At 60.1% G+C, this 13,566-nt stretch carries 10 protein-coding genes; 9 read left to right on the forward strand and 1 reads right to left on the reverse strand.

The features are described 5' to 3' along the window. Positions 1–2: 2 nt before the first annotated feature. The 3 genes from EWV35_RS03425 to EWV35_RS03435 are packed head-to-tail and all read left to right on the forward strand — an operon-like array spanning position 3 to position 6,840. Complete coding sequence (locus tag EWV35_RS03425; RefSeq protein WP_202976017.1) at positions 3–1,961, forward strand: site-specific DNA-methyltransferase; 1,959 nt, start codon at positions 3–5, stop codon at positions 1,959–1,961. A 4-nt stretch (positions 1,962–1,965) separates the two neighbouring features. Then, positions 1,966–5,079, forward strand: a complete 3,114-nt coding sequence (locus tag EWV35_RS03430) for a type III restriction-modification system endonuclease (protein ID WP_129658122.1) — start codon at positions 1,966–1,968, stop codon at positions 5,077–5,079. Between the two features lie 6 nt (positions 5,080–5,085). Continuing rightward, positions 5,086–6,840 carry an ATP-dependent nuclease gene (locus EWV35_RS03435; protein WP_129658124.1) on the forward strand — a complete coding sequence of 585 codons (1,755 nt, stop codon included), beginning with the start codon at positions 5,086–5,088 and terminating at the stop codon, positions 6,838–6,840. Between the two features lie 393 nt (positions 6,841–7,233). On the opposite strand, the gene EWV35_RS03440 is transcribed toward EWV35_RS03435, so the two are convergent. After that, positions 7,234–7,458 carry a helix-turn-helix domain-containing protein gene (locus tag EWV35_RS03440; protein WP_129658126.1) on the reverse strand — a complete coding sequence of 75 codons (225 nt, stop codon included), beginning with the start codon at positions 7,456–7,458 and terminating at the stop codon, positions 7,234–7,236. Between the two features lie 120 nt (positions 7,459–7,578). Between EWV35_RS03440 and EWV35_RS03445 the strand changes: the two genes are divergently transcribed. The 6 genes from EWV35_RS03445 to EWV35_RS13260 all read left to right on the forward strand — a co-directional run bounded on the left by EWV35_RS03445 (position 7,579) and on the right by EWV35_RS13260 (position 13,376). Beyond that, positions 7,579–7,920: a hypothetical protein gene (locus tag EWV35_RS03445; RefSeq protein ID WP_129658129.1), complete on the forward strand. Its 342-nt coding sequence runs from the start codon at positions 7,579–7,581 to the stop codon at positions 7,918–7,920. Between the two features lie 202 nt (positions 7,921–8,122). Then, positions 8,123–9,868 carry an ATP-dependent nuclease gene (locus EWV35_RS03450; RefSeq protein ID WP_129658131.1) on the forward strand — a complete coding sequence of 582 codons (1,746 nt, stop codon included), beginning with the start codon at positions 8,123–8,125 and terminating at the stop codon, positions 9,866–9,868. Continuing rightward, positions 9,861–11,315: a UvrD-helicase domain-containing protein gene (locus tag EWV35_RS03455; RefSeq protein ID WP_165168304.1), complete on the forward strand. Its 1,455-nt coding sequence runs from the start codon at positions 9,861–9,863 to the stop codon at positions 11,313–11,315. Before EWV35_RS03450 ends, EWV35_RS03455 begins: the two co-directional genes overlap by 8 nt. An 81-nt stretch (positions 11,316–11,396) precedes the next feature. Continuing rightward, positions 11,397–11,591, forward strand: coding sequence for a zinc finger domain-containing protein (locus EWV35_RS03460; RefSeq protein WP_129658135.1), 195 nt, complete (start codon positions 11,397–11,399; stop codon positions 11,589–11,591). A 177-nt stretch (positions 11,592–11,768) separates the two neighbouring features. Beyond that, on the forward strand, positions 11,769–12,608 hold the full coding sequence (gene mutM, locus EWV35_RS03465; protein ID WP_129658137.1) for a bifunctional DNA-formamidopyrimidine glycosylase/DNA-(apurinic or apyrimidinic site) lyase: 840 nt from the start codon (positions 11,769–11,771) through the stop codon (positions 12,606–12,608). Between the two features lie 387 nt (positions 12,609–12,995). Continuing rightward, positions 12,996–13,376, forward strand: a complete 381-nt coding sequence (locus tag EWV35_RS13260) for a hypothetical protein (protein ID WP_193554065.1) — start codon at positions 12,996–12,998, stop codon at positions 13,374–13,376. The last annotated feature ends 190 nt before the right edge of the window (positions 13,377–13,566 follow it).

Raw genomic sequence — 13,566 nt, forward strand, 5'->3', positions numbered from 1 at the left:
TCGTGGACAAGCACAAGATGCACTCGCCAGGCCTCACCCAGCGCAACGTTGACGCGATCGAGGAATTGTTTCCTACAGCCGTTACCGAGACCATCGGCCCCGACGGCGACCCCGTCCGCGCCGTCGACTTCGACCTGCTTCGCCAAGAGCTCTCCGATCACATCGTTGAGGGCCCTCAGGAGCGCTACCATCTCGATTGGCCCGGCAAGCGCGCCGCCGCCTTCGCCGCCAACGCTCCGATCGCTAAGACGCTACGCCCGGTGCGTGAGGAGTCGGTTGACTTCGACACGACGCAGAATCTGTTCATCGAGGGCGACAACCTTGACGCCCTTAAGCTGCTCCAGGAGCCGTACCTCGGCAAGGTCAAACTCATCTACATCGACCCGCCCTACAACACTGGTAACGACTTCGTCTACGAGGACGACTTCGCCGAGTCGAACGTCAACTACCTCGCCCGCTCCGGCCAGAAGTCAGAGTCGGGGGACCGCTTCGTCGCGAACACTGAGGCGAACGGCCGCTTCCACTCCGACTGGCTGAGCATGATGTACTCCCGGCTGAAGCTGGCGCGTGGCCTGCTGACCGACGACGGGGTCATCATCGCCTCGATCGGCGACCAGGAGCATGCGAACCTCCGCCTGCTCCTCGACCAGGTCCTCGGGTCGGAGAACTTCATCGCGAATGTGACGTGGCAAGGCACTGGGAAGAACGACGCGCGCTACACAGCGGGTGGCGTGGACTACATGCTCATCTATGCTAAAAACGAGCGTCTGCTCCGTTCTCTCGATACTCGCTGGAAAGAGCCCAAGCCTGGGATCGACGAAGTTGAGGCGGTCGCTCGCCGGGCGTGGCAGCAGTCAGGAGGGGACCCCGCGAGGGCTACCACAATATTTCGCAGTGGAGTGAGGGCGATCAAGGCTGACTTGGAGCCAGCCGTGTTCCGGTACGACCAGATCGACGACGAAGGTCGCGTCTTCCAAGCTACCGACATCACGAGCCCAAACCCGCGCCCCAACCTCATGTACGAGATGACGCATCCGGAAAGCGGAAAGACCGTTCGGACGCCGAGAAATGGCTGGCGCTACTCGCGGGATACGATGGACGAACTAATCGCTCAGGGCCGAGTCCTCTTCGGGCCTGATGAGACAACGTCGCCGCGCATTAAGAAGTTCCTTGCGGAGCAAAGCAATCGTGTTCCGTACCCAACCTTCACACAGTCACGCATGCCGGGCACCAAGAAGCTCGATGACTTGCTGCGCGCCGATGTCTTCGACTACCCGAAGGACACCGCTGTCCTGGCACGTTGGTTCGGCGCGATCACTCGAGACAACCCGGACGCAGTCATCCTCGATTTCTTCGCCGGCTCCGGCTCGACTGGCCACGCCGTGATGGATCTCAACGCGGCAGACGGTGGGCGTCGCCGATATATCCTTGTCCAGTTGGGCGAGGCGGTTGACCACCCTGACTACGACTCCATTGCCGACATCGCACGCGAGCGCCTACGCCGTGCAGGTGCGCAGGTGACGCAGGAGGGAGGACTCCTGGGCTCCGACCTCGACGTCGGCTTTCGGTCGCTTCACATTGCTACGACTAACATGGCTGACACACGCGTGACCGCAGACGATCTTGTGCAGTACGCACTGGTCGAAGCAATCGGCAGTGTAAAGCCCGATCGCACCGACGAAGACCTTCTCTTCCAGGTACTCCTCGATTGGGGGCTCGATCTCGCCGAGCCGATTGCGGTAGAGGAGGTCGCCGGCCAGCGAATTTTTTCGGTCGCCGACGACGCTCTGATTGCAAGCCTTTCGGGCGAGGTCACCGACGCCGTCGTGCAGGAGATCGCCAGACGCCACCCACTCCGTGCCGTGTTTCTCGACGCAGGGTTTGCGAGCGATGCCGCGCGCATCAACGCTGAGCAGATCTTCCGCGAGGTATCGCCCGCGACCGAGATGAGGGCGATCTGACCCGATGAAGCTCAAATTCAAAGTTCAGCCGTACCAAACCGAGGCCGTCGATGCAGTAGTCGATGTGTTCACAGAGCAGCCCTATGCCGACGGGGTGAAGTACCGCATCGACCCCGGCAAGGACGCGGCCACGAGCCTGCTGGAGGACGCGGGCCTGCGCAACGCCGAGATCGCGCTGACGCCGCCGCAGCTCTTGGAGAATGTTCAGAAGGTTCAGGCTGCTCGCGGTCTACACCTGTCGAAGGACATGGTCAAGTCACCTGCGGCACCGATCAACATCGACATCGAGATGGAGACAGGTACGGGGAAGACCTACGTCTACATCAAGACGATCATGGAGCTCAACAAGCGATACGGCTGGTCGAAGTACATCGTCGTCGTCCCGTCGATTGCGATCCGCGAGGGCGTGAAGAAGTCGTTCGACATCACGGCCGAGCACTTCCAGCAGCACTACGGCACGAAGCCGCGGACCTTCATTTACGACTCCGCGCGCCTTCACGAGTTGGAGCGGTTCTCGTCCGACTCCGGTGTCCAGGTCATGATCATCAATACGCAGGCGTTCAACGCCGCCGCTGACGCGGAGCAGAAGGCAGCTGAGGGTAAGCGAGCATCTGAAGCAGCTCGGCGGATTTTCCGAGAGCTTGATAACTTCCAGTCGCGGAAGCCGATTGACGTGATCGCGTCGAACCGTCCCATCCTCATCATTGACGAGCCTCAGAAGGTAGAGGGAACAGGGAAGAACGCGTCCAAGACGCTCAAGGCGCTCGGTCTCTTCAGGGCGCTTTTCGCGCTGCGCTACTCAGCGACCCACAAGACTGAGCGTACCAAGGTGCACCGCCTCGATGCGGTAGATGCGTACAACCAGAAGCTGGTCAAGAAGATCGCGGTGCGCGGCATCACGGTCAAGCACTTGGCCGGCAACACCGCCTACCTGTACGTTGACGGGCTGGAGGTCGGCAAGGGTGCAGATTTCCCGAAGGCGCGCGTCGAGTTGCAGGTGCAGACCGCGCAGGGGATCAAGCGGCAGATGAAGCGGCTGAGCCAGGGCACGAACCTGCATGACATATCCGGCGGTATCGAGGCCTACAAGGGCTTGCTCATCCGAGATGTCGATGCGAACCGAGACATCATCGAGTTGAGCAACGGCGACATCATCAGCGCCGGTGAAGTCACCGAGGATGTGACGGAGGATCAGAAACGTCGCATCCAGATTCGCGAGGTCATTCGCGCCCACCTCGACAAGGAGCGCGAGCTGTTCGCGCAGGGCATCAAGACGCTCTCGTTGTTCTTCATTGATGAGGTTGCCAAGTACCGCGACTACGACCGCGAGGACACCCTGGGCGAGTATGCCCGGGCGTTCGAGGAGGAGTACGAGTCGGTGCTCACCGACTACCTTGGGCAGCTCGACCTCGACGAGGCCGCCGAGCGGTATCGCAAGCACATCGAGGCGATCCCGGTGCGGTCTACGCACGAGGGCTACTTTTCGATCGACAAGAAGACCGGACGCTCGATCGACGGGAAGATCGCCGCGCGCGGTGACTTCTCCGGCCAGTCGGACGACGTCGATGCCTACGACCTGATCCTCAAGGACAAGGAGCGGCTGCTGTCGTTCGAGGAGCCCCTTCGGTTCATTTGGTCGCACTCAGCGCTGCGGGAGGGCTGGGACAACCCGAACGTATTCGTGATGGGGATGCTCAAGAAGAGCGACAGCACCACGACTAGACGGCAGGAGATCGGCCGTGGCTTGCGCCTATCGGTTGACCAGCACGGCGAGCGGATGGACAACCCGGTCACCGTGCATGACATCAACGAATTGACCGTCGTGACCGACGAGTCCTACACAGAGTTCGTCACTGCTCTGCAGAAGGAGATCATGGAGTCGCTGTCGTCCCGTCCGCGCAAGGCGAGCGTCGACTACTTCACCGGCAAGCAAATCAAGCTCGCGGATGGCTCCACAAATGTGGTGGAGAAGGCGCTCGCACAGGCGCTCTACAACCACCTGATCCGCCACGACTACGTTGACGACGACGGCTTCGTCACCCAGGCGTACAAGGACGCTCGCGCAGACGGCACGATCGCCGCGCCAGCGGCCGAGGTGCTCAAACCGGTCATCGACTTCGTCTGGCCACTCGTGGATGCGCTCTACCTCGACATGCCCATGCCGACCGACGGCCGCAAGCCGAAAAAGATCCCATTCAACGAGTCGAACTTCAATAAGCGAGAATTCCAGGAGCTGTGGGGGCGCATCAACCATAAGGTCGTCTACCAGGTCGAGTTCGACTCGGCCGAGCTGATCACCAACTGCATCCGCGTGCTCGACACGTCGCTCAACGTCACCGTCATGCAGTACCTCGTCGAGACCGGAAAACAGATTGTCGATCTCGAGGTCGAGCAACTCGAAGAGGGCACCGGCTTCAAAGTGTCCGAGACCAAGGTTGAGCACTCGGCCGTGTCCGCGGGTTCGATGGTGAAGTATGACTTGCTCGGGGAGGTTGCCGAGAAAACGCAACTCACACGCCGAACCTGTGCGGCGATCCTCACCGGCATCAATCCTGGCACGTTTGCGAATTTCAAGCAGAATCCCGAGCAGTTCATCACCGAGGCCGCCCGGCTCATAAACGAGCAGAAGGCGACCGTCATCGTCGAGCACCTCAGCTACGATCCGCTCGACCATAAGTATGACTCCTCGATCTTCACCGAGAGCCAGACCGCCCAAGACCTCTCTAAGGCGGGCGACAAGCTGAAGAAGAGCGTCTACGAGTACGTTGTTACAGATTCCAAGGTCGAGCGGTCGTTCGTCGAGAAGCTCGACGTCAGCGACGAGGTTGTCGTCTACTCGAAACTGCCGCGCGGTTTCTTCATCCCTACCCCTGTTGGTGACTACAATCCTGATTGGGCGATCGCCTTCCGTGACGATGTGAGTCAGATCAAGCATGTCTACTTCATCGCTGAGACCAAAGGATCGATGTCGACCCTTCAGCTTAAGGGCGTGGAGAACGCCAAGATCGAATGCGCCCGCGAATTTTTCGCCTCGCTCAGCGCGAAGGCCGGGAACGAGGCGGTGAAGTACGACGTTGTCGACTCGTACGATTCGTTACTTCAGCTTGTAGGGGCGTGACGTCGGTTGACCGATGCAATATCGCCTGATCGTTTAGAGCTGCCCGGGAACGTTCGAATCACGCGGCTCAAGATCGAGAAATTCCGGGCTATCAGCTCCGCCGACATAGAACTCGGCGATACGGTTGCGCTCGTCGGGCAGAACGGCTCGGGAAAGTCGTCGATTCTTCGGGCGCTCAACGCGTTCTTCAACTTTGACGATGAGAAGGCGGACTTCGAGAACGGGAGCCACGCGTACAGCCGCACGGCGCAGTCGGTGATTGAGGTGACGATCGAGGGCCTGGCGAGCGATACTGCTCTCCTGCGGGTGGAGTCAGGGGCCGACAAGTTGCGTGCCCAGCTCAAGTTCCGCAAACAGCCTGTGTGGAACGTGTTCGTGGGCGGCAAGTGGCAGTCCGCCGCGCCGGGATTCCATGAAGCACTTCGAAAGCAAGTTGCCTACGCGTTGATTCCTACTCGTCGCGACCACGCCGTTGCACACGACCCCGCAACCGGGCTCCTGGAGCGTGCGGTCGACGAGTGGGTTACGTCGAATAGGCAGCGGGACCGTGTTAGCCCACAGGTGGCGAAGCTCGGCGGTCAACTGCAGAAGAACTCCTTGTCCGGTTTCGAGAAGCAACTCCGTAAGGTTGCGCCTGCAGACGGTCCGTTCAGCTTCGCACTGAGTTACTCGTCTCAGCCTGATTACAAGTTGCTCCTGACAAATCTTGCGCTAAGCGTCAACGAAGGAGGACAGTCAATCCCGCTGGCAGACAGCGGAAGTGGGACCCAGAGCATGGCTATCTTCGCGCTGTACGCGTACCTCGCCGAGCTGCAAAGCAAGACGTTCGTTCTCGGTATGGAAGAACCCGAACAGAACCTGCATCCGCAGGCTCAGCGGGCACTCATTAACAGGATCATGGGCCTGGGGCTTCAAGTCTTGTTCACCACGCACTCGCCGACGGTCGTTGATTCCCTCGACCACGAGCAGGTTGTCCTGTGCCGTCGGATCAAGGGTAAGTCTCGTGGGCTGGAAGCACAGATCCGGCAGATTCCGTCCAGCTTCTTCACGCAGCACAAGTTGGATCGCGACGCGTACTACAAGTTCCACCGGCGGCGGAACTCCGAGTTCATTTTCGCCGACTTCGTGACTGTGACAGAGAGCCCCGTCGATTCCGCGGTGATCCTGACTCTGTTGCAGGATGCCGGGACCGACCCAGTCGAGTTAGGGATGAGTGTGGTCGCGCTCGACGGCGTGGCTCAGATACCCCACATGTTCCACATCCTGCGCGAACTGGGCATCGCGAGCGCGTTTGTTGTCGACAAGGACTACTTCCTCCCGTACAAGAACGGGGAGCGCAAGACTAGTCTCGACTCGAGAGGATACCCGCAGTACAGAGCCGAGGCCAAAGCTGACTCGCTGCTATCGATTCTTTTCCCAGAAGCCGCGGATTACAGCAAGGTGGTCGGGCAGCTCGTAGGCAATCATCAGCAGGCGATGGCCAGCCTCCGCGAAGTCGGGTTCTTCTGCTTCCGTTACACGATGGAGATAGATCTCGTTGTCGCGCAGGAGACGAGGAGGCGTCTATTTGAGCGGTTGAATCTTCCCGCCGCTGATCGAACGGAGCTGTATTTGCTCACCGCGAAGTCGAAGGTCATCAAGCGTCAGGAGACGTTGCTCCCAGTCTTGACTGGCCTGAAGTCGACGAGCCTGCCGTACTCGTACAAAGGACTCCGGAGTGAGCTTCCGAAGATGGCCAAGGATGCGCGCCAGCATCCCTAATTCGCAGCTATCGACGACATGTTCGTCTTCCGCGCGGTCGCATCGGCTTTTTGCCAATTCCAACGTTGATCGCATCAACCCTGGCCGCGGTCGCCGGTGTTGCCGACCACGGGACATGCGGCTAGATGAACTTGTGTCGCATCGGTCGGCTAGAACAATTCACCGTGTGCATCGCGCACACCCATCACCCCTGATGTAGAGGACGCAGGTCTTCATCAGCATTCGGGGCCTGACTCCGTTCCCCGTCGATGAGATCGTGCACCTGTACCGCGGATTAGCCGAGTGCACGAATCGAGTTCAGAGGTCGAACATCGGAGGATGGACGTACTGCACTATCCCCACGATCGATCTACCGAGCGCCGCGTCCTGAGGCGCGCGGTAACCGGCGAGCTTCTACCCGACGGTCTTGAGGAGATCCGAGGCAGTCACTTCGAGCCCGCGGGCGAGCTTAACGATGACGTCAAGTGTTGGGTTGCGACGTCCGCGTTCCAGCCCGCTGATGTAGGTGCGGTCGAGTCCGACATGATGTGCGAAGTCCTCCTGAGAAGACCAGCCGCGTTGCTGCCGTAGGTCGCGTAGGCGCTCCCCGAAGGCGATTCGGTGCGCCAGGTTGTTCATGTATCAAACGATTCCGCTACGCTGACGATGAGTCCACGGACTATGAGTCACATCCGTGTGTTCAGGTCGTAGCAGCAATTGAATTCGCGGCCGGATGTTCAAGAGATTAGAGGAGGCCTAATGCCCGAAGGTGAATGGCTCGATGTTGCCGCTGCAGCGAAACGCCACCACTGCAGTACCCAGAGCATCTGGCGACTCATACGGCAGGGGAGCCTTCCAGCACGCATTGACGAGGTTAGCGGCCGCGACGGACGCTCAGTCATCAAGACCTTGATCCGAGTTTCTGATCTGAACGATGCGTTCGGATGGACTGCTCACGAGGAACACGTCCGAAGGATCCGTGCGTCGGCACCGCCGTTGACGGTCGAGCAGAAGGTTGCCATCCGCAACGTCTACCTCGAGCACCTCTTGGAACGTGAAGCGAAGCGGAGGAATGGCAGGATAGCTGGCACAACGATCTAGAGTGGGCCACGACTGTCGTCTATGGGTGATTGTCTCAAGGACGGCCAGCGACGCTGATGCCCAGGATCGGTAGGGTGGTCTTCAACGTGTCCGGCATAGCACGACAGTAATGTCCGACCGCAAGGCTATGGTTGTGTTGGAGACCTAGGAACAGCAAACAATTTGCTTCGGTGACGGGCGTGGGGGAGACCAGGTTGCGGCTATGAGAATCCGTCAATTCAGCATCGAGAATTTTCGTGGCATCAAGAAGCTTGACTGGATACTGCCGGTCGGCCAACGCCTGATCACCCTTATCGGTCCGGGAGACAGCGGAAAGTCCTCGATCCTTGAGGCGATATATTTGTTGCTGGGTGACCGCTGGAGCGTCTCGTTCTCTGATGTCGATTTTTACGGAGTCGACCCCTCGGATCCGATTAGGATCACAGCCTTTCTGACTGATGTTCCCGCTCCGTTGCTCAAGGACAACACCTTTGGCTTTTGGCAGAGCGGGCTTGCGGAGAATGGCCAGATTCATCAGGAGCCGGAGGAAGGTTGTGAGCCATGCCTTGTGGTCCGTCTGACCGTGGATGAGTCGCTCGAGCCGCGGTGGGAGGTCGTCCGAGTGGACGGCGAAGGGCGCAGAATTACATCCAGCCAGCGGCGCGAGTTCTCTACTTTTCGGGTTGATGACCGAACTGATGCACAGTTGCGCTGGACGCGTTCTTCCGCTCTCGGACGTATGTCGGCCAAGGACGGCGCGGCGCGGGACGCCCTGTCGGCCGCCGAGCGGGCCGCCCGTGAGGCGCTCGTTGGGCATGACAGCACCGCCTTGAACGAACTGGTGAAAGAGGTGCAACACCACGCCAACGAGGTCGGGAGTAGTAACTTCAATGCTGTTAGGGCTGGCCTAGATGTCTCACGTTCCGGTATGGGGGCCAACCTTGCTCTGTACGAAGATGTCGTTCCGCTCATGGCCTATGGCCTCGGTAGTCGTCGCTTGGTGAGCCTGGCTGTGCAGCAGATGGCAGCCGGCGAGCGGTCGATCGCTGTGATCGATGAACTGGAGAGCGGACTTGAACCGCATCGGGCCGTTCGACTGCTCAACTATCTAAACAGTGATCCTTACTCGCAGGTTTTCGTCACTACGCACTCGCCGGCGGTGGTCGAGCAGGCTCCGATCGAGAGCCTGTCGGTGGTCCAGACATCGGACGGCGAAGTCACGATCACCTCCCTCGGCGGTGCGGACGGGGTGATGATGGCGCTCCGGCGGGCCGCTCCGTCGTCTCTGCTGGCTCGCAAGGTGGTGATCGGGGAGGGCAAGACTGAGCATGGCCTCCTGGCTGCTTGCTTCGACGTTTGGGACCGGGAGCGCAGCGAAGCAGGGCTTACGACCACGGCTGGCGAAGGATTGGCTATCCAGGACGGCAACGGTGGAGAGAAAGCCGCCAATCGAGCGGAGGCCATGGCTCCGCTCGGGTGTTCGGTAATTGCCTTGATCGACAACGACGTTCGCACTGCCGACCCGCATGTGACGAAAGCCAAGCGGGCGGGCGCAACTGTTATTCGCTGGGAAGAAGACCGTTGCATCGAGTCTCAGGTGTGCTCACAGCTCGACACTGACGAACTTCAGGACTTCATCTCACTCGGGGTGCAGCATCGTGGTGCCGAAAGCACGGTCCTCGATGACATCAATAGCCGAAGTCGAGTTCAGGTCAGGAACCTGACGGTGACGGACTGGCTCGCGTTCCAAAGCATCGAGGATGCTCGCGCCGTTGTATCGCTCGCGGCGAGCAAGCGTGGCTGGTTCAAGGACGTTGACTCCGGTCGTGCGCTCGGGGAATGGCTACTGGCACGGCGCGCCTCGCCGAACCTCGAAGCCGTGGTCACCAGGCTCGAACAGATCAAGACGTTCGTGTACGGAACATCGTCGGTCTCCGAGTCTGAGGAATCAGCAGATACTAATGGATAGCGGTGAGCTGAGCAGGTTGGCTGCCGAGGTCGTTGCCGAAGCGCCATGTTCGCTGGAGATGCCCGCAGGGACTGGTAAGACTGAGCTCCTGGCGGCGTGCGTCGCCACCGCTGCCGAGCGAGGTGAGCGGTCGCTCGTCCTGACGCACACGAACGCCGGTGTGGATGCGATCCGCAGACGCTTAAGGCGATTTGGCGTCCCATCGAGCGACGTGTGGGTCGAGACGATCACGAGCTGGGGTTTCACGCTTTCACGATCGTATCCGGGTATCGCTGGAATCAACGTCCCTGCTTTTCCTAACTGGAACAACTCTCGGGAGTACGTCGAAGGTGCGGTTCTGGTGGCGAAGACTTCCGCAGTTCGCCAAGTTCACGCCGTGAGCTTTGGCTACATCTTTGTGGATGAGTACCAGGACTGCACGGTCGACCAGCACGACCTGATTGTCGAAATCTCCAATGCCGTGCCTCGAACGGTCCTCCTGGGCGACCGACTGCAAGCCATTTTCGGCTTCGACAAGAAGCGACCCCTGATGGATTGGGACACTGATGTAACGCCTCGATACAAGCCCAAAGTCGTTCCGCACGTGCCTCAGCGCTGGCGCAACCATAACGTCGCCCTGGGGCAGTGGCTGCTCGACATCCGGCCTTCCCTATTTGATGGAGGCTCGTTCGACTTTTCGGCACACTCTGTTGTTGGACTTGAATGGAGACAGTGCGATTTCAAGACTGCTGTGCAGGCCGTCAATACGGCGGCGTACGGTTTCTCGAACACCGGGGATTCGGTCGTCCTACTCGACAAGCTGCCGGACCAAGTAGCTAAACATGCCAGCCGACTTGGTGGCTCCTACGCTGTGATGGAGGACGTCGCGGGCCGGTTCATGGCAAAGAAGCTCGAAGACCTTCCTGACGAGGAGGACTCATTGTTGGCATGGTGGCTTGCTCGCATGGCAAAGAGCTGTTTCGTTGGATTGACTGGGCTGGACCGCACGGTGCAAGGAAGGCTTGAGAAGGGGAGGAGCATTTCCGACTTAAAGCGGAAGGGGTTGTTGCCAGTGCAGGCTGCCATCGATGACCTCATCACTCGGCCGACATACGGGCAACTCTGCATATCGGCTGCCGCAATCCGTTCAACTCCTGGGCTGATTCTCTACAGGCAAGAAGCCTGGGATGACACCTTTCAGGCAGTCACGAGAGGCCTCGAAGATGGGACGTCCCCGAAGGAGGCGTTGGCGGTCGTCCGTGACCGGCTACGACACGGTGGGCGAGGCGAGCGCAGGCGAATTGCCTCCAGGACCCTGCTAGTGAAAGGGCTGGAGTTCGACCACGTGATTATCGCGAATGTCCAGAACTTCACCGATCCAAGGCAGCTCTACGTTGCCCTGAGCAGGGCCCGGAAGTCGGTTACGGTGATTGGTAGAAGTCCTCGCCTCCAGCTCAGATACGAGTAGCAGCGGGAGGCGGATGCAACGCATCCGACCCAGTCGGACTCCGAATGCGAGTCGACTCCCAATTGATTCACTAGTCGACTCATGACTCGACTGATCACACACAAACGTCACAAACTTGTCGAGTCCGGAACTTCACGAGCGGACCTCAATGTCTATGGGCGTGAAGGAGAGCCGTGCAAGCGCTGCGGGGCCCTGATCGCACGGGCGAAGTTCATGAACCGCTCGAGCCATTTTTGCCTGGTTTGCCAGCGGAAACCTTCGTCGAAGCATCGCTGATGATCAGAGCTCGCGAGTTCTCACCCCACCCAATGGTTCGACCGACTGTACGTCAATGCTTAGCGCTTGGTACTGCCACGCGGGAATTGAAGGTGTATGGGCGAGATCGAGGGTCGGTGGCCGGTGAAGTGACAGATCGCAGCCGGTCTGTCGTCGGGGGACTGGAGGTGGTGGGCCATGCCTGAACTCCCCGAAGTTGAGGTCGTGCGCCGAGGGCTCGACGATCACGTCCGTGGCCGGACGATCGCCTCGGCCGTGATTCGGCATTCGCGGGCCGCGCGTCGACATATAGCTGGGCCTGACGATCTAGCGGCACGGATGGTCGGTGCGACGATCACGGGGAGTGCGCGCCGTGGCAAGTACCTCTGGTTGATCCTGGATGATCAGGACGCGCTGCTCATCCATCTGGGGATGAGCGGGCAGATGCTCATCACCTCGCCGGATACACCGATCGCTGCGCACGAGCGGGCGCGGTTCACCTTCACCGATGGTGGGAGCGACCTGCGCTTTGACGATCAACGCACTTTTGGTCATCTAATGTACGACGAGGGCGGGGCCGAGTTGCCGTCGCCGATTGTCCATATCGCACGGGATCCGTTCGATCCGCAGTTCGATCAAGCGACGGTAGTCGCGCGAATCAAGACCAGGCGTACCGGGATCAAGCGCGCGTTGCTGGACCAGACGGTGCTGTCTGGCGTTGGGAATATCTATGCCGACGAAGCGCTCTGGGCGGCCAAGGTGCACGGCGAAACCGTGGCATCATCGATGACTAAGCCGAGGATCTCGGCGGTGATCGATGCGGCGCGAGAAGTCATGGCCGCAGCTCTGGCACAGGGCGGGACCTCGTTTGATTCGCTCTATGTGGACGTGGTGGGCAGCAGTGGATACTTTTCCCGCAGCCTGAGTGTCTACGGGCTCGCTGGACTTCCGTGCGCGCGCTGCGCAACTTCGATCGTGCGAGAGAAGTTCATGAACCGATCGAGCCATTTTTGCCCCGTCTGTCAGCCGCAACGCTAGGTCATGGATGAGACATGACCGCTGGACTGCGCCTGAGCTGATCGGGCGAGACTGTAAACGCCTTCGCTAATGCAGAGCACCGGGATAATGGAGCTATGGAAAGAGTGAGCGGGTCGCCGCGTGGACTGCGCGCCAGCACGCGAAAGCGCTCCACGTTGGCACGTACGAGGATGCGGTACACACATGCTCCGACCAATGCGGGACCAGGCCGACCGCGGTGAGCAGTTCTACCTGTACCGAGTGCATCTGAAGCCTTCGGTCGTCGTCCGAGAGGGCTGGCTCATCGACCCAAGCAACTGACTTGGCGAAGTTGTTCTCGACGGGGTCTGTCCTCCGGGAATCAGTGTCTCACGCTACCTGAACTACCACGAGGACCACGGCGGGCTCATGCTCGCGCTGGGCCGGGAAGCGATCGCGGACGTGCAGAAAGTTGCTGTTGCACTGCCCACTGCCTGGGACGGCGACTGGGTGAGGGAGGCCGTCATCGCCCCCGAGAGCGCTTCCGACACGTTGATCCCGGCGACCGGGAAGCTGGGCAGGTTCTTGCCGCCTTCTTCACCGCGGGTAGCTCTGGGCCGGGAGTTCGGAGCTGCTTTGGCCAGGCGATTGCCGGCCAACCTCAGGAGCCAGTTCGAGTCGGCAGCAGTCTTCGCTGAGGGGGACGACCCGGTGAAGTGGGTGCACCGGACGAGCAGCCTGATCGATCTGATAACGGACCCGGATCGTGCAGTGTCGGTGTTTGATGGGCAAGAGCGACGCCAGGTCTGAGAGCAGTCGCGTGTTGGGCCCGTCATCGTCTGGTGTGCACCGTGCGTCCGCCTGTCCCCAGAGATGGACCACAACCAGCCCAGCCTGCGTCGGCTATCTGGCCACGCGAAACGCAGGCGAGCCAGCTGGCCATGAGCTTCTTCGCCGGCACGACGAGGGCCCAAAAGATCTCCGCGGTGTCCTGATGTTG

Origin of the sequence: Rothia uropygialis (genome assembly GCF_004137765.1) — a bacterium.
Classification (GTDB): Bacteria; Actinomycetota; Actinomycetes; order Actinomycetales; family Micrococcaceae; genus Rothia.

Coding starts and splice junctions, on each gene's coding strand:
- EWV35_RS03430 (WP_129658122.1), top strand. CDS start 1,966: ATGAAGCTCAAATTCAAAGTTCAGCCGTACCAAACCGAGGCCGTCGAT.
- EWV35_RS03440 (WP_129658126.1), bottom strand. CDS start 7,458: ATGAACAACCTGGCGCACCGAATCGCCTTCGGGGAGCGCCTACGCGAC.
- EWV35_RS03445 (WP_129658129.1), top strand. CDS start 7,579: ATGCCCGAAGGTGAATGGCTCGATGTTGCCGCTGCAGCGAAACGCCAC.
- EWV35_RS03450 (WP_129658131.1), top strand. CDS start 8,123: ATGAGAATCCGTCAATTCAGCATCGAGAATTTTCGTGGCATCAAGAAG.
- EWV35_RS03455 (WP_165168304.1), top strand. CDS start 9,861: ATGGATAGCGGTGAGCTGAGCAGGTTGGCTGCCGAGGTCGTTGCCGAA.
- EWV35_RS03460 (WP_129658135.1), top strand. CDS start 11,397: ATGACTCGACTGATCACACACAAACGTCACAAACTTGTCGAGTCCGGA.
- mutM (WP_129658137.1), top strand. CDS start 11,769: ATGCCTGAACTCCCCGAAGTTGAGGTCGTGCGCCGAGGGCTCGACGAT.
- EWV35_RS13260 (WP_193554065.1), top strand. CDS start 12,996: ATGCTCGCGCTGGGCCGGGAAGCGATCGCGGACGTGCAGAAAGTTGCT.